Source organism: Reyranella sp., from assembly GCF_965229815.1.
Lineage (GTDB): Bacteria > Pseudomonadota > Alphaproteobacteria > Reyranellales > Reyranellaceae > Reyranella.
The window spans coordinates 2,288,499-2,309,764 of sequence record NZ_CBDDJN010000006.1 but is presented as its reverse complement, the minus strand read 5'-3'; the positions used below and the strand labels follow the sequence as shown (position 1 = coordinate 2,309,764).

Sequence of the window (21,266 nt, the reverse complement as noted above, 5' to 3'; positions counted from 1 at the left end):
CGGCTACTTCTTCTCGATGTTCCAGAACACCGGGATGGGGCTGGTGACCACGCCCGCGAGCCGGTCGGCGCGGGTCGCGGTGGGCAGCGTGTACTGGCCGAGATGGATGTGGGTGCCGTACTGCAGCGCGCGGGCCTGCAGCTCGGCGGCGATCTTCTGCCGCGCCGGCAGGTCGGGCGCGCGGGCATAGGCGTCGCGCAGGCGCTCGACCTCGGCGTCGCACGGCCAGCCGAAGTTCGCCTTCTCGCACGAGGCGTTGACCATGCTGTTGGTCAGCGGGTTCATCATGTCGACCGACAGCCAGGCCGTCATGAAGCCGTTCCAGCCGCCGTCCTGGGCCGGCGTCTTGCGCAGGCGTCGCGCCACGATGGCCTGGAAGTCGAGCGGCACCATCTGGACCTTGAAGCCGCCCTGCTCGAGCAGCGTCTTGGCGATCGGCCCGGCGTTGGTCAGCACCGCGATGTCGGTCGTGTGCAGCAGGACGAGCGGCGTGCCGTCGTAGCCCGCCTCCTTGAGCAGCTCCTTCGACCTGGCGAAGTTGGACTGGACCAGCCCGTCCATGCCGGCGCCGTTCTCGAGCGGCGTGCCGCAGACGAACATGGCGTCGCAGGTCCGGTAGTAGCGGTCGTCGCCGATCACGCCTTCGAGGAAGGCCTTCTGGTTCAGCGCGTACATGGCGGCGTGCCGCACGCGCTCGTCGTTGAACGGCGGCACCACGGTGTTCCAGCGGAACACGTACTGCGCGCCGATCTTGTTGTAGACCTCGAGGCGGATGTTCTTGTCGGCCTCGAGCAGGCTCTTGAGGTCGTGCGGCGGCGCCTCGATATAGTCGATCTCGCCGGCCAGCAGCGCGTTGACCGCGGTCTGGTGGTCGGGGATCGCCAGCCATTCGACGCGATCGACCTTGACCACCTTGCCGCCGGCCAGCCCGGAGGCGGGCTCGGCCCGCGGCTTGTAGTCGGGATTGCGCACGTAGACGGTGCGCTCGCCGGGCTTCCACTCGTCCTTCTTGAAGATGAAGGGTCCGGAGCCGACGAACTCGGAGATCTGCTTGCTGGGATCGGTCTCGGCGATGCGCCTGGGCATCATGAGCGGCGTCGAGCCGCCGGGCTTGGCCAGCGAATCGATCACCAGGCCATAGGGCTCCTTGAGAACGATCTTGAAGGTCTTGTCGTCGACCGGCTCCATGGCGGCCACGAAGCTCATGAGCTTCAGCCCCGTCGAATCGCGGGCGCCCCAGCGCTTGAGCGAGGCGATGCAGTCGGCGCTGGTGACGGGCTGGCCGTCGTGGAACTTGAGCCCGTCGCGCAGGGTGAGGGTATAGGTGAGCCGGTCGTCGCTCAGCGTCCACCGGTCCACCATCTGCGGCTGGGCCTGCATGTTCGCGTCCATGGCGAACAGCGTGTCCCACACCATGTAGCCGTGGTTGCGCACGATATTGGCGGTGGTCCAGATCGGATCCAGCACCTTGAGGTCGGAATGCATGACCGCGCGGACGGTCCTGGGTTCCTGGGCGGCCGCGGGCAGGGCGAGAGAAAGGGCGGCAAGGGCCGCCGACAACAGCAAACGCTTCACGACTGAAGACTCCTCTTATTCCTCTCCCCCTTCGGGGGAGAGGTTAGGTGAGGGGGAAACGGAAAATGTTCCTGAACTCGCCCCCTCACCCAGCCTCTCCCCCAAGGGGGAGAGGAGCATGAGAAGAGCGTGCGAGAGGCCGACGGGCGACGCCTCTCGGCGGTCAGCTTTGCCAGCGCGAGGTGGCGCGGGCGCCGGGGGCGACTTCGGCCTCGGTCGGCGTCTTCACCTTGGCCATGTGCTCGTAGCGCTGGGCGGCGAACCACAGCGCATAGTCGCCCATCTTGATCGGCGGATACTTGGCCGGCTCCGCCTCGGAGCGGCAGGTCGGCAGGCAGTCGATGACCGTGTCGTGATTGGGATCGCAGAAGAAGGGCACGGCGTAGCGCAGCCCGCCCGACAGGTTCCGGACGCGATGCGGCGTCGACAGGAAGTGCTCGTTGGTCCAGCGGTGCAGGATGTCGCCGCCGTTCACCACGAAGGCGCCCTCTACTCCGGGCGCGGCCAGCCAGCGGCCGTCGGGAAGCTGGATTTCCAGCCCCTGCACCTTGTTCGGCGGCAAGAGCGTCATGAAGCCCGAATCGGTGTGCGGCACGAGGCTGTTCACGGCCTCGTCCGCGGCGTCGATGGCGGGATAGCGCGACATGCGCAGGATCATGTGCGGCTCGGCGAAGCTCTCGTCGAAATGGTTCGCCGGCAGGTCGAGGGCCAGCGCGTAGAGCCGCACCAGCTTGCGGCAGAGCGCCTCCATCGCGCCCATGTAGCCGAGCACGTTGGCCCGGAAGCCCGGGATGGCCGCCTCGTCGGGCCACTTGTTCATGACGTGGAAGCGGCGGTTGCTCACGACGTCGGGGTGATCCGGCGCCTTTTCGCGGCGCAGGAAATAGGCCTCGTTCTGGCTGGGCTTCTTGCCCTGCGCGGCGGCGTTGGGCGGCGCCTTGGCGGGGATCGGCATGTAGCCGATCGTGTGCTCGTCGACCTTGACGGCGAGCTTCGTCTCGACCGGCAGGGCGTGGAAGCGCGCGGCCTCGGCATAGGCGGTGTCGATCAGGGACTGCGGGATGCCGTGGCCGGCGAGATAGTAGAAGCCGACATTCTCGAAGGCGAAGCGCAGCTGCGCGGCGGCGACCTCGGCCGCGCCCGGACGGCCGGCGAGGAAGTCCGTGACGTCGATCAGCGGGATCTCTCCGCCGACCATGACGGGCGGGGCGACGGGGGATACGGCAATCGTCTGCGGCTGCATCGCGGGGGTCGCTCCTTTACTCGGTAACGCGTACGAAACAGCAATAAGCGAGCCACGGCCACGGTTCGCGTGTCAAAGCCGCATGCCCACGATGCGATTTGGCCGAGGCTTCCCGCCAGGAGGGACGACCGCCCGCAGGCGATGCGCGGTCAGCTGGGCCGTGGCGCCCGGAACAGCCGGGCCGCGAACGGCCCGAGGGACTGAAAGCCGTACAAGGTAACATGCGACAACGCCGCGTAAGGTCGGCGTTGACGATGGAACCGCTGCAGTCCTGAATGCAGCCGATGTCGAACGTTGGGTCGCGTACCGGAAGTCTGGAGCCACGCCGCGCTGCAGCCCTGCTGTGCGCGATCGTCGTGAGCTTCGTCCTCGCGTTCCACGCCTGCGGCTACCGGTTGTCGGGCACCCCGGCGCAAGCCCCGACGGGGGTGACGGCCCTGGCCGTCGAGCAGCCGACGGACATGGACGGAGCCGGTGCCGTCGACAGCGTCGCCGACGTCTGTTCGCTGTGTGGCGCGTCCTCGCTGCCCGTCGTGGTCGCCGTCCAGGACGGTGAACCGCTGCGCGCTCCGGTTCCCGCGTGGCGCGCCTCCGCTCTCCTCTCCCTGCCACCCGGCACAACGTCTCCGCCGCCGAGAGCCTGACCTCCTGACGTTCCGCGCCGCCCGATCCCGGTCGGCGCGACAGCCCAAGGGTCGGTTTTTCGGGGTGGATCATGATTCTCCGTGTCGTTGGCGCGCTCTGCGCGGCGCTTCTGGCCGTCCACGCGCCTCCGGCGGCCGCTCAGCCGTCGGCGGCGCGCAGTGGAGCCGGGCTTACGCTGCTGCACGCGCTTCAGAGCGCGGTGGCCTCCAATCCTCGCCTGACCTCGGCGGAGCGGGCCATCGCCATGGCCGACGGCCGGCGCGTTCAGGCCGGTGCACTGCCCAATCCGACGCTCGGCGTGGAGGTCGACAATTTTGGTTCCGGCCAGAACGGCGTGGTGGGCGGCGCGGAGTTCACCCTGCAGGTCAGCCAGCTCTTCGAGCTGGGCGGAAAGCGCGACGCGCGCGTCCAGGCGGCGCTGGGCGACTATGACGCTGCGCGGTGGGAGCGCGAGGCAACCAAGCTCGAACTCCTGTCCGAGACCGCCATCGCCTTCGTCGAGGCGATGTCCAGCCAGCGTCGTATACAGATCCTCGACCGCCAGGTGGGGGCGCTGGAGAAGCTGGTCCCCCTGATGCAGCGGCGTGTCGAGGCGGGGGCATCGTCGCCGGCAGAAGTCTCACGCATGCAGGCCGCCGTCGGCATGGCGCGTCTCGATCGCGAACGTGCCCGCCTGGCGCTGGCCGTCGCGCGCCGCGAGCTGGCAACGCTCATGGGCAGCGATGCGCCGAACTTCGGTAGTGTCGTCGGGAACTTCGGGCTCATCGCACGACCGGCGCCTCTTGAGAGCGCCATCAGGGCGATCGACGACAACCCGCAGCTCATGCGGTGGACCGCCGTAAGGGCGCAACGCGATGCCAGCCTGCTGTCGGCCCGCCTGAAGCCGCTGCCGGACATCACGGCCGGCCTGGCCCTGCGCCACTACGCCGAGACGAACGAGAACGCCGTGCGGCTGGGCGTGTCCATTCCGATCAATGTGCTCGACCGCAACACCGGCGCGATCCGCGAGGCCCAGGAACTGGCGCGCCGGACCGAGGCCGAGCGCGCGATGAACCGGCTGACCCTGGTCGCGACTGTGGCCAAGGCGCATGACGCGGCGACCGCCGCACTTGCGCAGGTCGACCTGCTTCGGAGGCTGATATTGCCTGCGGCACGGTCGGCCCTGCAGAAGGTCGAGGAGGGCTATGGGCAGGGCCGGTTCACGCTCCTCGAGATCCTCGATGCCTATCGCACCGTGTTCGATGCGGAGCTTCTGGAACACGAGACGCTGGCGAGCTTCCACACCGCGGTCGCCACGATCGAAGGCCTGACGGGCAGCCCCCTTCATCTCGCGAGGACCCGATGACGAAGATCGTCTTGCGTATTGCCGGATACCTGGCGCTGGGGACCGTGTGCGTGGCGGCGCTCGCTGCCTCCGCCTTCTATGTCTGGGACCCCGGGTCCGCGATTGCACCGAAGGCCGCTTCCGGCAAGGCAGCGCACGGCCATGGCGGGGCCGAGGGCGACCATCACGACGAAGGGGTGACGCTCACCGACGCCCAGATCACGGCGGCCGGCATCGAGCTCCTTCAGGCGGGGCCGCGCGAACTGCGCGACGTGTTGCGCCTGAACGGCATCATCCAGCCCAACCAGGAGACCCTGGTGAAGGTGACACCACGCTTCCCGGGCGTCATCCGGAGCATGCGCAAGCGCCTGGGCGACAGGGTGAGAAAGGACGAGGTCCTTGCGACGGTCGAGAGCAACCAGAGTCTCACGACCTACGATCTCAAGGCGCCGATCGACGGTACCGTGATCGACCGCGACGGGACGCTGGGCGAATTTGCGTCGGAGGCGCGGCCGCTTTTCACCATCGCCGACCTGTCGACCATGTGGATCGACTTCGCCGTCTACCGCCGAGACTTCGGCAAGGTCCGGATCGGCGACCCCGTCACGATCGACGTCGGGGATGGCGGTCCGGCGATCGAGGCCTGGATCGACTACGTGTCGCCGATCGGCGCGGCCGACACGCAATCGGCCATCGTGCGCGCGGTGGTGGCCAATGACGGGCGCCTGCGGCCGGGCCTCTTTGTCGACGGTCGCGTCGTCCTGTCGGCCAGACCCGTCGAGGTCGCCGTGCGGTCGAACGCCCTGCAGACGCTGGAGGGCCGGACCGTCGTCTTCGTGCGCGAGGGCGACACCTTCGCCGCACGCGACGTCGAACTCGGGGGCCGGGACGCCGACTGGGTCGAGGTCATGTTCGGGGTCCTTCCCGGCGACACCTATGCCGCGAAGAACAGCTTCGTGATCAAGGCTGAGATCGGCAAGGCCTCCGCGGCCCACGAGCACTGAGGCAGGAAGCATGGTCGATCGCATCATTGCGTTCTCCATCCAGAACCGCTGGCTGGTCATCCTCGCGGCCATCGCCATAGGAGCGCTGGGCGCGTGGAACTTCACGCGCCTGCCGATCGACGCCGTGCCGGACATCACCAATGTCCAGGTGCAGGTCAATACCGTGGCGCCGGGCTACTCGCCGCTCGAGGTCGAGCAGCGCATCACCTTCCCGCTCGAGACCGCGATGGGAGGCCTTCCCAGGCTCGAGTACACGCGCTCGCTGTCTCGCTACGGGCTGAGCCAGGTGACGGTCGTCTTCAAGGACGGCACGGACATCTACTTCGCCCGCCAGCTGGTCAACGAGCGCATCCAGCAGGCCAGGGATCAGCTCCCGCCGGGCACGGAGACGTCGATGGGGCCGGTGTCGACCGGTCTCGGCGAGATCTACATGTACGCGGTCGAGGCGAAGCCCGACGCGCAGAAGCCGGACGGCACGCCCTATTCGGCGACCGACCTCCGGACCATCCAGGACTGGATCATCAAGCCTCAGTTGAGGACCGTGCCGGGCATCGTCGAGGTCAACACGATCGGCGGCTACGAGAAGCAGTTCCACGTCCTGCCCGATCCGGCCAGGCTGATGGCCTACCGCCTGACCTTCCGCGACGTGCTGTCGGCGCTGGCCACGCACAACGCCAATGTCGGCGCAGGCTACATCGAGCGCAACGGCGAGCAATATCTGGTCCGCACGCCTGGCCAGGTGAACACGATCGGCGAGATCCGCGACATCGTCCTCGGCGCCAGGGGCGGCGTGCCGATCGTGATCGGCGACGTCGCCGAAGTGAAGGAGGGAACCGACCTGCGCACCGGCGCGGCGACTCTCGACGGCAAGGAGACGGTCATCGGCACGGCCATGCTGCTGATCGGCGAGAACAGCCGGACGGCGGCGCAGCGCGTCGGCGCCAGGCTGGACGAGATCGGGCGCTCCCTGCCCGACGGCGTCGAGGCGCGCGCGATCTACGATCGCACGAGGCTGGTCGAGGCGACCGTCTGGACCGTCGAGAAGAACCTGCTGGAAGGCGCCCTTCTGGTCGTCGTCGTGCTGTTCCTGATCCTAGGCAACTTCCGGGCCGCCTTCGTGACGGCCTGCGTGATCCCGCTTTCCATGCTGTTCACCATCACCGGCATGGTCGAGAACCACATCAGTGCCAACCTGATGAGCCTCGGCGCCATCGACTTCGGCATCATCGTCGACGGCGCCGTGATCGTGGTCGAGAACTGCCTGCGCCTGCTGGCGGAGGAGCAGCACCGGCGCGGCCGCCTCCTGACGCGCAACGAACGTTTCGCCACGATCCTGGCGGGCGCGCAGGAGGTCATCAGGCCCAGCCTGTTCGGCACGCTGATCATCGGCGTCGTCTACCTGCCCGTGCTCACCCTGACCGGGGTCGAAGGCAAGATGTTCACGCCGATGGCCCTCACGGTACTGATGGCTCTGGGCGCGGCCGCGGTCCTGTCGATGACGCTGGTGCCGGCGGCCGTGGCCCTCCTGGTGACGGGCAAGGTCTCCGAGAAGGAGAACTTCTTCATGCGCGGCGCGCTCGGCCTGTACGGGCCTGTGCTCGATGGCGCGATCCGCCTTCGCTACGTCGTGGTGGCCATGGCCTTCCTGCTGGTCGCGGTCGCCGGCGTCGCGGCCTCGCGCATGGGTGGGGAATTCATTCCGTCGCTCGACGAGGGCGACATCGCCATGCATGCGATGCGGATCCCGGGGACCAGCCTCACCCAGTCGGTCCAGATGCAGGAGGCACTGGAAAAGGCGATTCTCGAGTTCCCCGAGGTCAAGGAGATCGCGGCCAAGATCGGCACGGCCGAGGTCGCGACCGACCCGATGCCGCCCAACGTCGCCGACAACTTCATCCTGCTGAAGCCGCGCTCGGATTGGCCCGATCCCGAGCGCTCGAAGGCGGATCTGGTCGATGCCATCGAGAAGCGGGTGGAGCAGATCCCCGGCAACAACTACGAGTTCACGCAGCCCATCCAGATGCGCTTCAACGAGCTCATTTCGGGCGTCCGAAGCGACCTCGGCATCAAGATCTTCGGCGACGATCTCGACACGCTGCTGTCGATCGCCGGCAAGGTGCAGTCGGTCGTCCAGGGCGTGCCCGGCGCGGCCGACGTCAAGACCGAGCAGGTGAGCGGCCTGCCTGTGCTCACCGTCAAGCCCGACCGCGCGGCGCTCGCCCGCTACGGCATCACCCTGTCCGAGCTGCAGGAGGTCGTCGAGATCGCCGTCGGCGGCCGGGAGGCCGGGCTCGTCTTCGAGGGCGACCGGCGCTTCCACATCGTGATCCGCCTGCCCGAGCACCTGCGGGTGGACGTCGACGCGCTGTCCGATCTGCCCATCCCCGTGCCGGTGCCGCCACTCGGAGGGAAGCAGAAGGGCCATGGTGCGATCGTGCAGACCGGCCTCGGCGCGGCGGCGCCCTACGTGCCGCTGTCCGCCGTCGCCACGATCGAGACGGCGCCCGGCCCCAACCAGATCAGCCGCGAGAACGGCAAGCGGCGCGTCGTCGTCTCGGCCAACGTGCGTGACCGCGACCTCGGCTCCTTCGTGTCGGAGGTGCAGCGCCGGGTATCCGGGCAGGTCAAGCTCCCGGCCGGCTACTGGATCGGCTGGGGCGGCCAGTTCGAGCAGCTCGTCGCCGCGTCGCAGCGGCTGGCCATCGTCGTGCCGGTGGCGCTCCTGCTGATCTTCGTGCTGCTGTGCATGAGCCTCGGTTCGGTCGGGGACGCGCTGCTGGTGTTCAGCGGCGTGCCGCTGGCTCTGACGGGCGGCATCGCGGCCCTCGCGCTCCGGGATATTCCGCTGTCAATCAGCGCCGGCATCGGCTTCATCGCATTGTCCGGCGTGGCCGTGCTCAACGGGCTGGTCATCATCACCTTCATTCAGGGCCTGCGGACCCGCGGGCACACGGTGCGGGACGCCGTGCGCGAGGGCGCCATGAAACGTCTGCGGCCGGTACTGATGACCGCCCTGGTCGCTTCGCTTGGCTTCGTGCCCATGGCGATCGCCACGGGGGCCGGCGCGGAAGTGCAGCGTCCTCTGGCCACAGTGGTCATCGGCGGCATCATCTCGTCGACCATCCTGACGCTGGTGGTCCTTCCGGCGCTCTACGCGATCTTTCATCGCGACCGATCGATTCACAAAGGAGAGACGTCATGAAGTTCGTCACATTCCTCGTCGCCGTCGTGGCGTTTGCAGGCCATGCCGTCGCGCAGCACAGCCACGGCAGCATGAAGGGCCCCAACGGTGGCCCCATGCAGGATGTCGCCGGCGTGCATGCCGAGCTGCTGGTCTCGGGCAAGGTCCTCACGATCAACCTGCTGGACGAGGACAACAAGCCGGTCTCGGCCAAAGGCTTCAGCGGCACGTTGCTGGTCGTGTCGGGCGGAAGCCGCGAGACGGTGCCGCTCGCGGTTTCCGGCGTCAGTTCCCTGAAGGGCGAGGCGAAGAACGCGGTGCCGGCGGGCGCCAATGTCTCGCTGGTTCTGAAGAGTGTGGCCGGGAAGTCGGGCCAGGCGAAGTTCTGAGGCGCCCGCATGAGAGCCAGTGTGGCCCTGATGGTGGCCGTTCTGTCGCTGGCGGCCTGCGGGACGGTCCCGGTGACGGGCGAGACGCCGGACGGTGAGCGGTTTGCCGGTACCTTCGGCTATCCCGGCGACGGCCGCGGGGGCGGCCCGTTCGAGCTGCGCAGCGACAGGGGCGCGGTCTGCGCCGGTCGATGGCAACTCGACGACGACGGAGCCGGCGCGACTTTCCTGACCTGCGAGGACGGCCGATCCGGCACCGCCGAGCTTTCCACCCGATCGGCGCCCGGCACGCTGCGGGGCATGCTGGGCGGAAAGCCCTTCATTGGCACGTTCGAGCAGCCGCCCGGTTGATCGATGGCCAAAGAAAAAGGGATGCCGCGCTGCGGACATCCCACGATCCGGCGCCAGTCTAGGCAAAAAGAAACAGACTGGCAATGCATCGGCCGTCGCAATAGATGAGATCCCCTTTGCGGATGAAGGGGACGGACATGATCGCCTGCGGACTGGACTTCGGGACGTCGAACTCGGCCATCGGCATCGCCCGCGACGGATCGGTCGCGCTGGCGCCGCTGGAGGGCGAGCGGACGCTGATGCCGAGCGCCGTGTTCTTCGACGAGGAGACCCGCGGCCGCGTGGCGTTCGGCAGCGAGGCGATCGCGGCCTATGTCGAGCAGACCGAGGGCCGGCTGATGCGGGCCCTGAAGACGATCCTGGCCTCGCCCCTGATCGACGAGACGACGAGCCTCGGCGGCCGTCAGGTGCCGCTGGCCGAGGTCGTCGAGATCTTCGTGCGCCATCTCAAGCACAAGGCCGAAGCCGAGGCGGGGCGGGAGATCGACGCCGTCGTCCACGGCCGCCCCGTGCGCTTCGTCGACGACGACGAGGACGGCGACGCCCGGGCGCAGGCCGTCCTCGAAGGCATCGCCCGTCGTGTCGGCTTCCGCGAGATCGTCTTCGCCTACGAGCCGATCGCGGCGGCGCACGACTACGAGCAGACGGTGCAGGCCGAGGAGCTGGTGCTGATCGCCGACATCGGCGGTGGCACCAGCGACTTCTCGGTGATCCGGATCGGGCCGCAGCGGCGCGGCCGGGCCGACCGGTCGGGCGACATCCTGGCGACGGCGGGCACGCGGCTGGGCGGCACCGACTTCGACACGGCGCTCAACCTCGCCGCCGTGATGCCGCTCATGGGGCTCGGCACGCGGCTGGTCGACAAGGACCTGCCGGTGCCGAAGGCGCCGTTCCACGAGCTTGCGACCTGGGCCACGATCAACTTCGCCTACACGCATCGCAACGAGCGGGCGATCGCCGAGCTGGTGGCGGAGGCCCGTGAACCGGACAAGGTCCGGCGCCTGCTCGAGATCGTCCGCCGCCGCCTCGGCCATCGCGTGGCGCTGGCCGTCGAGGATGCCAAGATCGCGCTGAGCGCGGCCGATGCCACCGGTCTCGCCCTCGATTTCGTCGAGCCGGGCCTTGCCATCACCGCGAGACGGTCCGCGTTCGAGCAGGCGGTTCGCGACCGGATGGACCGCCTGTTCGAGACGGCGCGCGGCTGCATCGAGGCGGCCGGCGTCGACGCCTCGGCGATCGACACGATCTTCCTCACCGGCGGCTCCAGCCGCGTGCCGGCCGTCCGCGCGGCGGTCGCACGGGCCGCGCCGGCCGCGCGCCTTTCCTCCGGCTCCGATCTCCTGTCGGTCGCGTCCGGCCTGACACGGATGGCGGCGCTCCTGGCCTGAGCCGGCGCCGCCGCTGCCCGCAATGGCAGGATGCCGTCGCCCTGCTGCCGTCGTTGACGGCGCCTGCGCGCCATCGCCGCCGGGCTCGCGCCGCGGCGCTGCCGTAGGGTCGCGCGCATGGTCGGACCGTGGCCCCATCGCGCCTACACGTTTCATGCCCTGCAGCGGACGTTCGGGCCGATGTGGCTGCGCTGCGACGTCTGCCGGCGCTACGCGCCGCTGCCCCTCGCCGGGCTGCGCGACGTCGACTATCGCAGCCGGACGTTCAGCTGCGTGCGCTGCGGCACCGCCGGCGCGCTCTGCCTGGTCGAGCCGTCCCGGGAGGCCGGCATGGCCGACTACCGGCTGGACCCCTGCGCCGCGCCGGTCCGCCATCCCGCCGCCGAGGCCCGACTGTCGGGCGTGCAGGCCCCGCCCCATCGCCTGTCGGGCCGCCACCGGCGCGAGCCGCGGCCGGAGCGGTGAGGGCGGGGGCCTTCATCGCGTGCTCCTGTACAAATTACCATTGTTATTATAAAATAACCATAGTGCTTTAACACCCGTGAGACCCCCATGACCGCCTCCCGCAAGCCGGCCGCGCGCGCCGCCCGTCGCGACGCCCTTCCCGTGATCCAGACCGCGCCGCCGCCCGACAGGGCCGGCGAGCCCGCACCCCTGCACCGACCGACCCGCGCCCGCCTGCAGACCCGCTTCCTGCGGCGGCTGCTCCAGTCGGGCTCGGTCGCCGAGGCCGCCGCGCAGGTCGGCATCGCGCCGCGGACCGTCCAGCGGTGGCGGGCCACCAATCCCCTGTTCGCACGCCGCTACGACGAGGCGCTGGCCGGACGGCTCGAGATCCTGGAAGACCTCGCCATGCGTCGGGCGCTCGGCGCCGACCGCCGGCCGGTGTTCCACCGCGGCAAGCTGGTCGCCTCGGTCGAGCGGCACAACGATGCGATGCTGATGCGGCTGCTGGCGCGCTTCGACCGGCTGCGCGAACGGCAGGCCCTGTCGGCCGCCGCGGGGCCTGAGGCCATCGACGACATCGCGCTGCTCGAGGCCTCGAGCGAGCGCGCCCGCCAGCTTGCCAGGCTGGAGTGGGCCCGCGCACAGGAGGAGCAGGCATGACTGTCGCGATGTCGCGATTCAGGCGACAGGCACCGGGCCTCCCCGCAGCGACTTCGGCAAGCCGGATCAAGGGCTAAGGCGGCGATATCGTCAGGCGAGGCGAACGCGTTCCGGGTTTTCCCTCCGGCGGGTTCGTGCGACACAGGGCCCGCCCAATCAGGAGGACGCTTCATGGCATCGCCGCTCTTCGATCTTACCGGCAAGGTCGCCGTCGTCACCGGCTCGAGCAAGGGGATCGGCAAGTCGATCGCCATGCACCTCGCGCTGCAGGGCGCCCGGGTGGTCGTGTCGTCGCGCAAGAAGCCGGCCTGCGAGGAGGCGGCGGAGGAGATCCGCAAGGCCGGCGGCGAGGCGATCGTGATCCCCTGCAACATCTCCGACAAGGCGCAGTGCGAGAACCTGATCGCCGAGACGAAGAAGCAGCTCGGGCCGGTCGACGTGCTGGTGCTGAACGCCGCCTCGAACCCGTACTACGGGTCGACCGAGAAGATGCCCGACGAGGCCTTCACCAAGATCATGCAGAACAACATCCTCAGCAACATCTGGCTGATCAACCGGTGCGTCCCCGACATGCGGGCGAAGAAGGACGGTTCGGTGATCATCGTGTCGTCGATCGGCGGCGTCCGCGCCAGCACCGTGATCGGCGCCTACTGCATCTCAAAGGCGGCCGACATGCAGCTCGCCCGCAACCTCGCCGCCGAGCTCGGCCCCGACAATATCCGCGTCAACACGATCGCGCCGGGCCTGGTGCGCACCGACTTCGCTCGCGCCCTGTGGGAGGATCCGAAGTACCTGGAGAAGCGCCTCGAGTCGGCGCCGCTGCGCCGCATCGGCGAGCCCGACGACATCGGCGGCATCGCCGTCATGCTGGCCGGCAAGGCCGGCGCCTTCATCACCGGCCAGACGATCATCGCCGACGCCGGCGTGACGATCGGCGGCTGAGAGATGCTCCTCCCCGATGAAATCGGGGAGGTGGCCGCGAAGCGGCCGGAGGGGTCATGACTCGCGCCGACCCAGCGACCCATGACCCCTCCGGCGCTACGCGCCACCTCCCCTTGGCGAAGCCGCCAAGGGGAGGAGGATCAGCGCGGATCCTTCCGGAACGTCACCACCAGCACGTCGCGATAGGCCGGCTGGGCCGGGTTCTCGGGCTCGACCGGCGTGACGCCGTGATAGCAGCGGGCGTCGTCGACCAGCGCCGCGTCGAGCGGGTCGGTCAGCGTGAAGCTGCCCAGCATGCGCTTGTCGAGGTCGTGGACGCTGGTCGTGCCGCTGCGGATGTTGCGCCGGTTGACCAGCAGCACGAGCACGTAGTCGACGCCGTCGCGGTGCATGCCCTCGGGCGTCGGCTTGCCGTCCTCGCCCGATCGCGCCTCGATGCGGAACTGGTGGGCCTCGACGTGCCAGCGCTGGGTGTCGGGCGCCAGGCGGCCGAACAGGGCGCGGCAGTATTCCAGCACGGTGCGCATGGTCGGCCCGTCGCCGATCCCCTCGGCGATCGGCTTGAACCAGCGCTCGATGCCGCCGTTCAGGTGGTTGTAGTGGAGGGTCTGGTAGTGCGCCTGGTGCGGGCCGCGCTCGATCGGTCCCTGCCGCCCGGCCGTCCAGACGCCGAAGCGCCGCCGCCGGTAGCGGCCGCCATCGGCCATGTAGGTATCGACCTCGAGCGTGTTCCAGCTCTCGGCGAAGGCCGCCCAGTCGACCAGGCTGCCGAAGCGGGCGAGCGCATTGCGCATGTCCGAGGCTTCCACGAAGGCGTAGCCCGCGCGGGCGACCGCGGCGCGGATGCCCGCCGCGTTCTGGAGGCCGGTCCCGATCTCGCTCATGGCACGAACCTAGCACCGCGTCATCAATCCGCCATATGAGCTAATGTCAGAGCCGCCCCGGAGAAAACGATGCCATTCGCGACCACCGACGACCATGTGAAGCTCTGGTACGAGGAGGCCGGCAGCGGCCAGCCGATCGTGTTCGTGCACGAGTTCGCGGCCGACCACCGCTCCTGGGAGCTGCAGATGCGCCATTTCGGCCAGCGCTACCGCTGCATCACCTACGGCGCCCGCGGCTACCCGCCCTCGGAGGTGCCGGAGAAGCCGGAGCGCTACTCCCAGGACCGCGCCACCGACGACATCGCAGCCGTGATGAATCACCTCGGGATCGACAAGGCCCATGTCGTCGGCCTGTCGATGGGCGGCTTCGCCACCCTGCATTTCGGCTTCCGCCATCCGACGCGGGCGCTGTCGCTGGTCGTGGCCGGCGTCGGCTATGGCGCCGAGCGCGACCAGCAGGCGAAGTTCCGCGGCGAGGTCGAGGCCGTGGCGAAGTCGCTGCGGGAAGAGGGCATGGAGGCGTTCGCCGGCAAGTATGCCTATGGGCCGACGCGCGTGCAGTTCGAGAACAAGGACCCGCGCGGCTTCGCCCAGTTCAAGAAGGAGCTCGGCGAGCATTCGGCGCTGGGCTCGGCCAATACCCAGCTCGGCGTCCAGGGCCAGCGTCCCTCGCTCTACGACCTGATCGACCAGATGCGGGCGCTCACCATCCCGACCCTGGTGCTGACCGGCGACGAGGACTGGCCCTGCCTGTCGCCGTCGCTGCTGATGAAGCGCGAGATCCCCTCGGCGGCGCTGGCGGTGATGCCGAACTGCGGCCACACGATCAACCTCGAGGACCCGGACCTGTTCAACCGGATCGTCGGCGACTTCATCGTCCAGGTCGAAGCCGGCCGCTGGCCCAGGCGCGACCCGCGCGCCATGACCGCCTCGATCACCGGCATGCGCTGATCCGGCTAGTGCTGGCCGGGGCCGGTGATCAGCCGCGCCCCGGACTGGAAGGTGACGTACGACCAGATCCAGTCGAGCATCACGATCAGGCGGTTCCTGAAGCCGATCAGGAACGAGACGTGGATGAGGCCCCACATCAGCCAGGCCAGCGTGCCGTCGAGCTTCAGCCAACCGAAGTCGGCGACGGCGGACCGCCGTCCGATCGTGGCCATCGTTCCGTAGTCGCGATAGCGGAACGGCGGCGGCGGTGGCCGGCCGGCGAGACGGGCGCGCAGCACGCGCGCGACATGGGCGCCCTGCTGCTTGGCGACCGGCGCGAGGCCCGGCAGCGGTTGCCCGTCCTTTCCGGCGGCATGGGCGGTGTCGCCGATCGCGAAGATCTCGGGATGGCCGGGGACGGCGAGGTCGGGGCCCACCATGACGCGGCCGACCCGGTCCCTGTCGACGCCGAGCCATTGCGCGGCCGGCGAGGAGGCGACGCCCGCCGCCCAGACGATCGTGCCGGCCGGCAGATGCTCCTCGCCGATCGTCACGCCGGCCGCGTCGCAATGCGACACCGGCCGGCCCAGCCGCACCTCGACATGCAGACGCTCCAGCGACCGCAGCGCCGCCGCGCTCAGCGTCGGCGGGAACGCGGCCAGCACGCGCGGCCCGGCCTCGACCAGGACGATGCGCGCCTCGCGCGGGTTGATGACGCGGAAGTCGCGGCGCAGCGCGACATGGGCGAGCTCGGCGATGGCTCCGGCCATCTCGACCCCGGTCGGGCCGCCGCCGATCACGACGAAGGTCATCAGCCGGCGCCGCTCCTCGGGATCGTCGCTCTGCTCGGCCATCTCGAAGGCGAGCAGGATGCGGCGGCGGATGGCGGTGGCGTCGTCGATCTTCTTCAGGCCGGGGGCGACCTCCTCCCAGTCGTCGTGGCCGAAATAGGCGTGCCGCGCGCCGGTCGCGAGCACCAGCGTGTCGTAGGGGACGGAGCGGTCCTCGAGCTGCACGCAGCGGGCGACCGGATCGACGCCCGTCACCTTGCCCATGATCACGTGCACGTTGGTGGCGTGGCGCAGGATGCCGCGGATCGGCGAGGCGATCTGTGCCGGTGACAGGCCGGCCGTCGCGACCTGGTAGAGCAGCGGCTGGAACAGGTGGTAGTTGCGGCGGTCGATGACGGTGACGTCGGCGTCCGCGCCGGCGAGGCCGTGGGCGGCGCTCAGGCCGCCGAAGCCCGCGCCGACGATGACGATGCGCGGGCGTGGCATGTCGGCTCCTTTCTCAGGCGCGGCCGAACAGGTTGAAGGCGATGACGCGGTCGATCGACAGCGCGCCCGGGCCGCGGGTCAGCACATACGCCAGGATCGAGGCCCACATCAAATGCTCCGGCCAGTTGGCGGGATAGACCAGGAACTGGATCACCAGGGTCATGGCGAGCAGCGCCGCCGCGCCCAGGCGGGCGAACAGGCCGAGCACCAGCAGCACGGGGGCGCCGAGCTCGACCGCCGTGCCGAGTGTGGCGGCGACCTCGGGCGGCAGCAGCGGCAGGCGGTATTCCTCGCGGAACAGCAGGATCGCCGTGTCGAAGCTCTGGACCTTGTTGAGGCCCGACTTGAAGAAGGTGGCGCCGACCGCGAGGCGCATGCCGAGCTCGATCAGCGACATCGGGAAGCGCCGGGCGGTGGCGCGCCAGGCGTCGAGGCGTCCGGCGAGACCGGCCTGGCCGTCGTCGGAGGGAAGGGACGCTGTGCTCATGGGAGGATCTCCGGGATGGTTCGGACGCCGCCCCCGGCGCGGCCGGCATTGGGTTGGGGCGGGGGAAGCGCCGGCTGGCGCCGGGAGGCGGCGTCCGATGGCTCTAGCCGTTGAGCTTGCCGCCGACGATCTTCTCGCACGTGCCCTTGGGCACGCCGAGCCAGGCGCTGGCCTCGCCGTCCTTCTTCGAGGTGCCGGCGCAGGACGAGCGGGCGGTCTGGCAGTCGTTCTTGCCGGCCTTGGCGACGCCGTAGCACTTCTCGATGCTGCCCTGGGCCTGAGCCTGGGTGGCGGCGCCCATCAGCAGGGCGGTGCTGAGCGCGGCGGCGATGGTGAGCGTGGTCTTCATGATGGCGAACTCCTCGGATGGGTGGGTCCCTTGCGGGTGGCCGCACCATGCTCCGGCGGCGCCGGTGCCTGAAATATCGTGTCCCTATGGGAACGATGCGCCGGCGCTATAAGGGTTCGGCGGACTCCCGGAGGAACCAATGATCCTGATCGGCGTGAACCGGTCTCCCTACACGCGGCGCGTCGCCGTCACGCTCGGCCTCTACGGGATGCCCTTCGAGCAGCGGGATCTGTCGGGCTTCGGCAATCGCGCGGAGGTCCGCGCCGCCAATCCGCTCGGCCGCATCCCGGCGCTGGTGCTGGACGACGGCGAGACGCTGGTCGACAGCGGCGCCATCATCGACCATCTCGACGAGGCGTATGGTCGCGACCGCGCCCTGGTGCCGCCGGCCGGGGCCGAGCGGCGGGCGGTGCTGCGGCTCGCCGCCCTGATGATGGGCGCCTGCGACAAGGGCCTGCAGGCGGCCTACGAGCGCAATCACCATCCTCCCGAGAAGGTGCACCAGCCCTGGATCGACGACTGCCTGCTGTCGATGCGGACCGCGCTCGCCGCGGCGGAGGCGGTGCTCGCCGACGGGCGGCCCTACCTGTCGGCCGGGCGTCTCACCCATGCCGATGTCGCCGCCTTCGTGGCGGAGCGCCTGGCGCGCGGCCTCAAGGTCGACACGGAAGCGGAGATGCCGCGGCTGCATGCCCATTGCCGCAGCCTGCTCGAGCGCGAGCCCTTCCGCGCGACCGAGCCTTAAGCTCAGCGGTCCTGGTCGCTGATGCTCCGCCGTCCGTAGAGATTGGCCAGCCGGGCGACCAGGAAGGCCACGTACATCACGCCCAGCACCTGCTCGATGACGATCAGGCTGCGCGCCATGCGGCTGACCGGCGTGATCTCGCCGAAGCCGGTCGAGGTGAGCACGGTGAAGGAGAAGTACATCATCGTCGCCCAGTCGAAGTTGTTCTCGGGGGCGTGGATCGGCGCGGCATGGAAGGAATGGGGCTGGAGCTGCTGCAAGAGGCCGAACAGGCAGGCGAAGGTGAAGGCGATCAGCACATAGGCGGCGACGGCGCCGAACACCTTGTCCGTGGTGATGGGATGCCAGTCCAGGACGTAGAGCAGCAGCGAGCCGGTGACGGCGCCCATGAAGACAGCGGTGGCGAACAGCGTCGCCGGTCGCAGCCAGTGCTCTCCGAACCGGTCGGCGGCGATGCCGTAGAGCGTGGCCAGCGCCAGCAGCCCCAAGGCCACGAGGGTCCGGCGCGGCGCCCGCAGAGCCCACAGCGCCAGCAGGAGGATCCCGATCGTTCCCAGCGCCAGGACCAGAGCGCCGACCGTCGATTCCGCGACGAACGGATTGAACAGGATGAACACGCAGAGCGCGGCCAGCAGCGCGCTGCAGCGGTTGCGCCGCAGGAAGGCGATGCGGCGCAGCAACGGCCGGGAGGTCAGCGGCATGCCGCCTCGCCCTGTGACCCGCGAGGGCGGAACAGGCCGCACCGCCGGGCGTTGTCCGACCGATGCACGTCCAGGTCGTCTGCTGCCATCCCCTGACCGACAGTTTCGACCACGCCCTGTTCCGGACCGTGGTCTCGACTCTCGAGCAGAACGGCCATCGCGTGGCGGCGACCGACCTCTACCGCGAAGGCTTCCAGCCGGCGATGACCGAGCGCGAGCGGGCGACCTACATGACCAACGACTACGACGACAGCGCCGTCGCGTCCTACGTCGCGACGCTGAAGAGCGTCGACGGGCTGATCCTCTGCTACCCCCACTGGTGGTTTTCCATGCCGGCGATGCTGAAAGGCTGGCTGGACCGCGTCTGGGGGCCGGGCACGGCTTTCGTCTACGACGACAAGGGGAAACTCCAGCCCAACCTGCAGAACATCAAGCTGCTGGGCGTGGTGACCAGCTTTGGGTCCCCGTGGTGGATCGTGCGGGTCTTCGCCGGCGACCCCGGCCGCAAGATGGTGAGACGCGGCGTCAAGCCGCTCCTCGCCCGGGACGTCAGGAGCTTCTGGCTTGCCCACTACAGCATGGATTCGTCGACGCCCCGTTCCCGCGAACGGTTCCTGGAGAGGGTCCGGCAGCGGGTGGCCACGATCTGACGAACGGCAACCGGGAGGCCGCTTCCGGCGTTGGTCCGCCGAGCAGGCCAGGAGAGTTCGCATGTCGCGCATCGTCTTGATCATGATCGGGCTGGTCACCGTCACGCTGGGCGGCTGCGCGTCCGAGCTGCTGGTCGCCCAGCCCGACGCCTCCGGCTACGAGGTGACGGCGCTCGTCGCCAACTGAGCCCCGGCGGGCCTGCCCGGCCGGCCGTCGGACTCGAGGCGTCCATCCGAGCCCTTCCGCTAGCCGTGGCTCGCGAGCACGCCGATGGCGATACCCACCCCCATGCCGATCAGCGCCAGCACGAGGAACGCCGCCATGGCGATCAGGCCGCGGCGCAGGTGATGCCGCCCCCGGTCGGGAAGCTCGTGCCAGGCGAGGCGATCGCCGGCCGCCGTCTTGCGGACATGGCCCGCAGCCTGGGCGGTTCGAGTCACGTGCCAGGCGTGGAACATGTGCCAGACGCCGCCGATCAGCGCGGCGGTCCCGAGGATCCAGAACGGGGCGAACAACAGCCAGATTTCGACATCGGTATTCATGGAACACAGTTTGGCCACACGCCGACGGCCCCGTCGATACGTAATGCTTCTGTGCCAAGACCTAAACGGGGTTTCCTAAGATGTCGAAGTACCTTGTCCTGACCGCCCTCCTGCTCGGCTGCACCGCCTGCGGCGAAACCTGGGGCGAGCGTGCCGTCACGGGCGGAGGCATCGGTGCGGGCTCGGGCGCGCTCATTGGTGCGCTCACTCCGATCGGCCTCCTGCCGGGTGCGCTGGTCGGCGGCGCCGTCGGCGCCGGGCTGGGCGCCGCGACGACGCCGCGCCGCTACTAGAGGACCTACATGCGGACCCGCCGCTGCTCGCCCGCCTGCCGGGGCGATGTGCCGGCGACCGCGGCCCGGGCGATCTCGAACAGCTTCACGACCCGGTTGGACTGGACATCCCAGTACTCCGCCTCGGCGATCAGCACGGCGACGAGCGCGAGTTCCGGATCGGCCGGCCCGCCCGGGAACCAGGCCTCCGCGGAGGCCGTCCACATCGCGCGCTTGCGCTCGATATCCTCGACGACGCGGGCCGCGCCGGAGATCGAGACATAGGAATCGCTGCCCGGGTCGGCATAGGTCACCGCGACCTCGGGATGCTCCTCGATGGCGGCCACGGGATGACTGTCGCGCGACATGAAGAACCACAGGACGCCGCCGCGGTCGCGGTGGCCGTTCAGGGTCGTCATCGGCTGGGACCGCAATTGGCCCTCGGCACCCTGGCACGTGACCATGGCGAACCGGATGTCCTTGATCAGCTCCCAGAGCTTGCGGGTGTCGACGGTGTCCTTGAGCACGGCATCCCCCTCCTGTCAGTGACCGGGAGGGAACGACCGCACGGGGGTCCGAGTTCCTTCCGTCCCTGGATCAGCTGAAGGCCGCGCGCAGCTTCCGAAGCAGGGAACGCGGCCGCGTCGCGACCTCGCGCCGCTGGAGGGCGATGTCGCAATAGAGCCCGTGGTGGAGGGCGAATCCCACGACGTGCCATCCCTGATTGACCGCCATGTCGTTCACGACGGGCACGATGCCGTAGTTGGCATGGTTGTGGTCGATCAGCATGTAGTCGTTGAAGACGAGGACGCCGTCGGCCTTCACCATCTTCGTGGCCAGCTCCGCATCGGCCTTGACGAAATCGTAGTGATGATTGCCGTCGATGTAGACCAGGTCGAACGAGTGGTCGCCATGGGCCTTCAGCGTGTCCAGGCTCGACCCTTCGACCACCGTCGTGCGGTCGCGCCAGGGCGCGATCTCGCGCTCGTAGAACTGGCGGTGGGTCAGGCCGTCGAACAGCTCCGCGCCGGTCATGCCGTTCCAGTCGGTCTCGAGATGGCCCGTGAAGATGTCGAAGGCGAAGAAGCGGCTCGGCTGGAGCGTCTCGAGAAGCGTCTTGGAGAAGTCGCCCCGCCAGACGCCGATCTCGGCCACCTTGCCGCCGGGCGCGAGGCCGAGGCCGGCAATCTGCTCGCCGCGGTTGGCGTAGAGCTGCGCGCCGCGGATGTTCTCGGTCGCGAGGGCGGGATAGGAAGGCCAACGATCGTCCATGAAGTCC

The 21,266-nt window shown here is 69.3% G+C and carries 25 protein-coding genes; 15 read left to right on the top strand and 10 right to left on the bottom strand.

Features of this window, described 5'->3' with window-relative positions; genetic code table 11:
* Positions 1 to 3: 3 nt before the first annotated feature.
* Both ACO073_RS22370 and ACO073_RS22365 read right to left on the bottom strand, forming a co-directional pair.
* Complete coding sequence (locus tag ACO073_RS22370) at positions 4 to 1,575, bottom strand: ABC transporter substrate-binding protein (RefSeq protein WP_422000424.1); 1,572 nt, start codon at positions 1,573 to 1,575, stop codon at positions 4 to 6.
* Positions 1,576 to 1,738: 163 nt separating this feature from the next.
* The gene (locus tag ACO073_RS22365; RefSeq protein ID WP_422000423.1) at positions 1,739 to 2,818 is read right to left on the bottom strand and encodes an isopenicillin N synthase family dioxygenase; all 1,080 of its coding nucleotides are present in this window, start codon (positions 2,816 to 2,818) and stop codon (positions 1,739 to 1,741) included.
* A 275-nt stretch (positions 2,819 to 3,093) separates the two neighbouring features.
* Between ACO073_RS22365 and ACO073_RS22360 the strand changes: the two genes are divergently transcribed.
* The 10 genes from ACO073_RS22360 to ACO073_RS22315 all read left to right on the top strand — a co-directional run bounded on the left by ACO073_RS22360 (position 3,094) and on the right by ACO073_RS22315 (position 13,149).
* Entirely contained in the window at positions 3,094 to 3,462 is a 369-nt protein-coding gene (locus ACO073_RS22360) for a hypothetical protein (RefSeq protein ID WP_422000421.1), read from the top strand.
* A 71-nt stretch (positions 3,463 to 3,533) separates the two neighbouring features.
* Entirely contained in the window at positions 3,534 to 4,808 is a 1,275-nt protein-coding gene (locus ACO073_RS22355; RefSeq protein ID WP_422000420.1) for a TolC family protein, read from the top strand.
* Positions 4,805 to 5,791 (top strand): divalent metal ion exporter adaptor subunit IhpB, encoded by a 987-nt coding sequence (ihpB, locus tag ACO073_RS22350; RefSeq protein WP_422000418.1) that lies wholly within the window; start codon positions 4,805 to 4,807, stop codon positions 5,789 to 5,791. Before ACO073_RS22355 ends, ihpB begins: the two co-directional genes overlap by 4 nt.
* A gap of 10 nt (positions 5,792 to 5,801) precedes the next feature.
* Positions 5,802 to 8,993 carry an efflux RND transporter permease subunit gene (locus ACO073_RS22345; protein ID WP_422000416.1) on the top strand — a complete coding sequence of 1,064 codons (3,192 nt, stop codon included), beginning with the start codon at positions 5,802 to 5,804 and terminating at the stop codon, positions 8,991 to 8,993.
* Positions 8,990 to 9,361 (top strand): hypothetical protein, encoded by a 372-nt coding sequence (locus ACO073_RS22340; protein ID WP_422000415.1) that lies wholly within the window; start codon positions 8,990 to 8,992, stop codon positions 9,359 to 9,361. Before ACO073_RS22345 ends, ACO073_RS22340 begins: the two co-directional genes overlap by 4 nt.
* A 9-nt stretch (positions 9,362 to 9,370) precedes the next feature.
* The gene (locus ACO073_RS22335; RefSeq protein ID WP_422000413.1) at positions 9,371 to 9,712 is read left to right on the top strand and encodes a hypothetical protein; all 342 of its coding nucleotides are present in this window, start codon (positions 9,371 to 9,373) and stop codon (positions 9,710 to 9,712) included.
* Between the two features lie 137 nt (positions 9,713 to 9,849).
* On the top strand, positions 9,850 to 11,100 hold the full coding sequence (locus tag ACO073_RS22330) for an Hsp70 family protein (RefSeq protein ID WP_422000412.1): 1,251 nt from the start codon (positions 9,850 to 9,852) through the stop codon (positions 11,098 to 11,100).
* A gap of 117 nt (positions 11,101 to 11,217) precedes the next feature.
* Positions 11,218 to 11,565 (top strand): hypothetical protein, encoded by a 348-nt coding sequence (locus ACO073_RS22325; protein WP_422000410.1) that lies wholly within the window; start codon positions 11,218 to 11,220, stop codon positions 11,563 to 11,565.
* An 87-nt stretch (positions 11,566 to 11,652) separates the two neighbouring features.
* Positions 11,653 to 12,207 carry a helix-turn-helix domain-containing protein gene (locus ACO073_RS22320; protein WP_422000408.1) on the top strand — a complete coding sequence of 185 codons (555 nt, stop codon included), beginning with the start codon at positions 11,653 to 11,655 and terminating at the stop codon, positions 12,205 to 12,207.
* Positions 12,208 to 12,378: 171 nt separating this feature from the next.
* The gene (locus ACO073_RS22315) at positions 12,379 to 13,149 is read left to right on the top strand and encodes an SDR family NAD(P)-dependent oxidoreductase (RefSeq protein WP_422000406.1); all 771 of its coding nucleotides are present in this window, start codon (positions 12,379 to 12,381) and stop codon (positions 13,147 to 13,149) included.
* A 140-nt stretch (positions 13,150 to 13,289) separates the two neighbouring features.
* Here the strand turns inward: ACO073_RS22315 and ACO073_RS22310 are convergent, their stop codons facing one another.
* A complete protein-coding gene (locus tag ACO073_RS22310) occupies positions 13,290 to 14,033 on the bottom strand; it encodes a 2OG-Fe dioxygenase family protein (RefSeq protein ID WP_422000405.1) in 744 nt (247 codons plus the stop codon).
* Positions 14,034 to 14,102: 69 nt separating this feature from the next.
* Here ACO073_RS22310 and ACO073_RS22305 point away from each other — a divergent pair, with 69 nt between their 5' ends.
* On the top strand, positions 14,103 to 14,984 hold the full coding sequence (locus ACO073_RS22305) for an alpha/beta fold hydrolase (protein ID WP_422000404.1): 882 nt from the start codon (positions 14,103 to 14,105) through the stop codon (positions 14,982 to 14,984).
* 5 nt (positions 14,985 to 14,989) lie between these two features.
* Here the strand turns inward: ACO073_RS22305 and ACO073_RS22300 are convergent, their stop codons facing one another.
* The 3 genes from ACO073_RS22300 to ACO073_RS22290 form a co-directional block, all read right to left on the bottom strand.
* Positions 14,990 to 16,240, bottom strand: coding sequence for an NAD(P)/FAD-dependent oxidoreductase (locus ACO073_RS22300; RefSeq protein ID WP_422000402.1), 1,251 nt, complete (start codon positions 16,238 to 16,240; stop codon positions 14,990 to 14,992).
* Between the two features lie 13 nt (positions 16,241 to 16,253).
* The gene (locus tag ACO073_RS22295) at positions 16,254 to 16,727 is read right to left on the bottom strand and encodes a DoxX family protein (RefSeq protein ID WP_422000400.1); all 474 of its coding nucleotides are present in this window, start codon (positions 16,725 to 16,727) and stop codon (positions 16,254 to 16,256) included.
* A 103-nt stretch (positions 16,728 to 16,830) separates the two neighbouring features.
* Positions 16,831 to 17,076, bottom strand: coding sequence for a DUF2282 domain-containing protein (locus tag ACO073_RS22290; RefSeq protein WP_422000398.1), 246 nt, complete (start codon positions 17,074 to 17,076; stop codon positions 16,831 to 16,833).
* Between the two features lie 139 nt (positions 17,077 to 17,215).
* Between ACO073_RS22290 and ACO073_RS22285 the strand changes: the two genes are divergently transcribed.
* Entirely contained in the window at positions 17,216 to 17,821 is a 606-nt protein-coding gene (locus tag ACO073_RS22285) for a glutathione S-transferase family protein (protein WP_422000397.1), read from the top strand.
* 2 nt (positions 17,822 to 17,823) lie between these two features.
* On the opposite strand, the gene ACO073_RS22280 is transcribed toward ACO073_RS22285, so the two are convergent.
* Entirely contained in the window at positions 17,824 to 18,522 is a 699-nt protein-coding gene (locus ACO073_RS22280) for a potassium channel family protein (protein ID WP_422000395.1), read from the bottom strand.
* Between the two features lie 62 nt (positions 18,523 to 18,584).
* On the opposite strand from ACO073_RS22280, the gene ACO073_RS22275 reads away from it, so the two are divergent.
* Together ACO073_RS22275 and ACO073_RS22270 are read left to right on the top strand one after the other, a co-directional pair.
* The gene (locus ACO073_RS22275) at positions 18,585 to 19,172 is read left to right on the top strand and encodes an NAD(P)H-dependent oxidoreductase (RefSeq protein WP_422000393.1); all 588 of its coding nucleotides are present in this window, start codon (positions 18,585 to 18,587) and stop codon (positions 19,170 to 19,172) included.
* Positions 19,173 to 19,233: 61 nt separating this feature from the next.
* Positions 19,234 to 19,359, top strand: a complete 126-nt coding sequence (locus ACO073_RS22270) for a hypothetical protein (RefSeq protein ID WP_422000392.1) — start codon at positions 19,234 to 19,236, stop codon at positions 19,357 to 19,359.
* Positions 19,360 to 19,418: 59 nt separating this feature from the next.
* On the opposite strand, the gene ACO073_RS22265 is transcribed toward ACO073_RS22270, so the two are convergent.
* Positions 19,419 to 19,715 carry a hypothetical protein gene (locus ACO073_RS22265; RefSeq protein WP_422000390.1) on the bottom strand — a complete coding sequence of 99 codons (297 nt, stop codon included), beginning with the start codon at positions 19,713 to 19,715 and terminating at the stop codon, positions 19,419 to 19,421.
* Between the two features lie 80 nt (positions 19,716 to 19,795).
* Here ACO073_RS22265 and ACO073_RS22260 point away from each other — a divergent pair, with 80 nt between their 5' ends.
* Positions 19,796 to 20,008: a bacteriocin gene (locus tag ACO073_RS22260; protein WP_422000389.1), complete on the top strand. Its 213-nt coding sequence runs from the start codon at positions 19,796 to 19,798 to the stop codon at positions 20,006 to 20,008.
* Between the two features lie 5 nt (positions 20,009 to 20,013).
* Here the strand turns inward: ACO073_RS22260 and ACO073_RS22255 are convergent, their stop codons facing one another.
* A complete protein-coding gene (locus ACO073_RS22255; RefSeq protein WP_422000388.1) occupies positions 20,014 to 20,514 on the bottom strand; it encodes a pyridoxamine 5'-phosphate oxidase family protein in 501 nt (166 codons plus the stop codon).
* Positions 20,515 to 20,584: 70 nt separating this feature from the next.
* On the bottom strand, positions 20,585 to 21,259 hold the full coding sequence (locus ACO073_RS22250; RefSeq protein ID WP_422000387.1) for a class I SAM-dependent methyltransferase: 675 nt from the start codon (positions 21,257 to 21,259) through the stop codon (positions 20,585 to 20,587).
* Between the last annotated feature and the right edge of the window lie 7 nt (positions 21,260 to 21,266).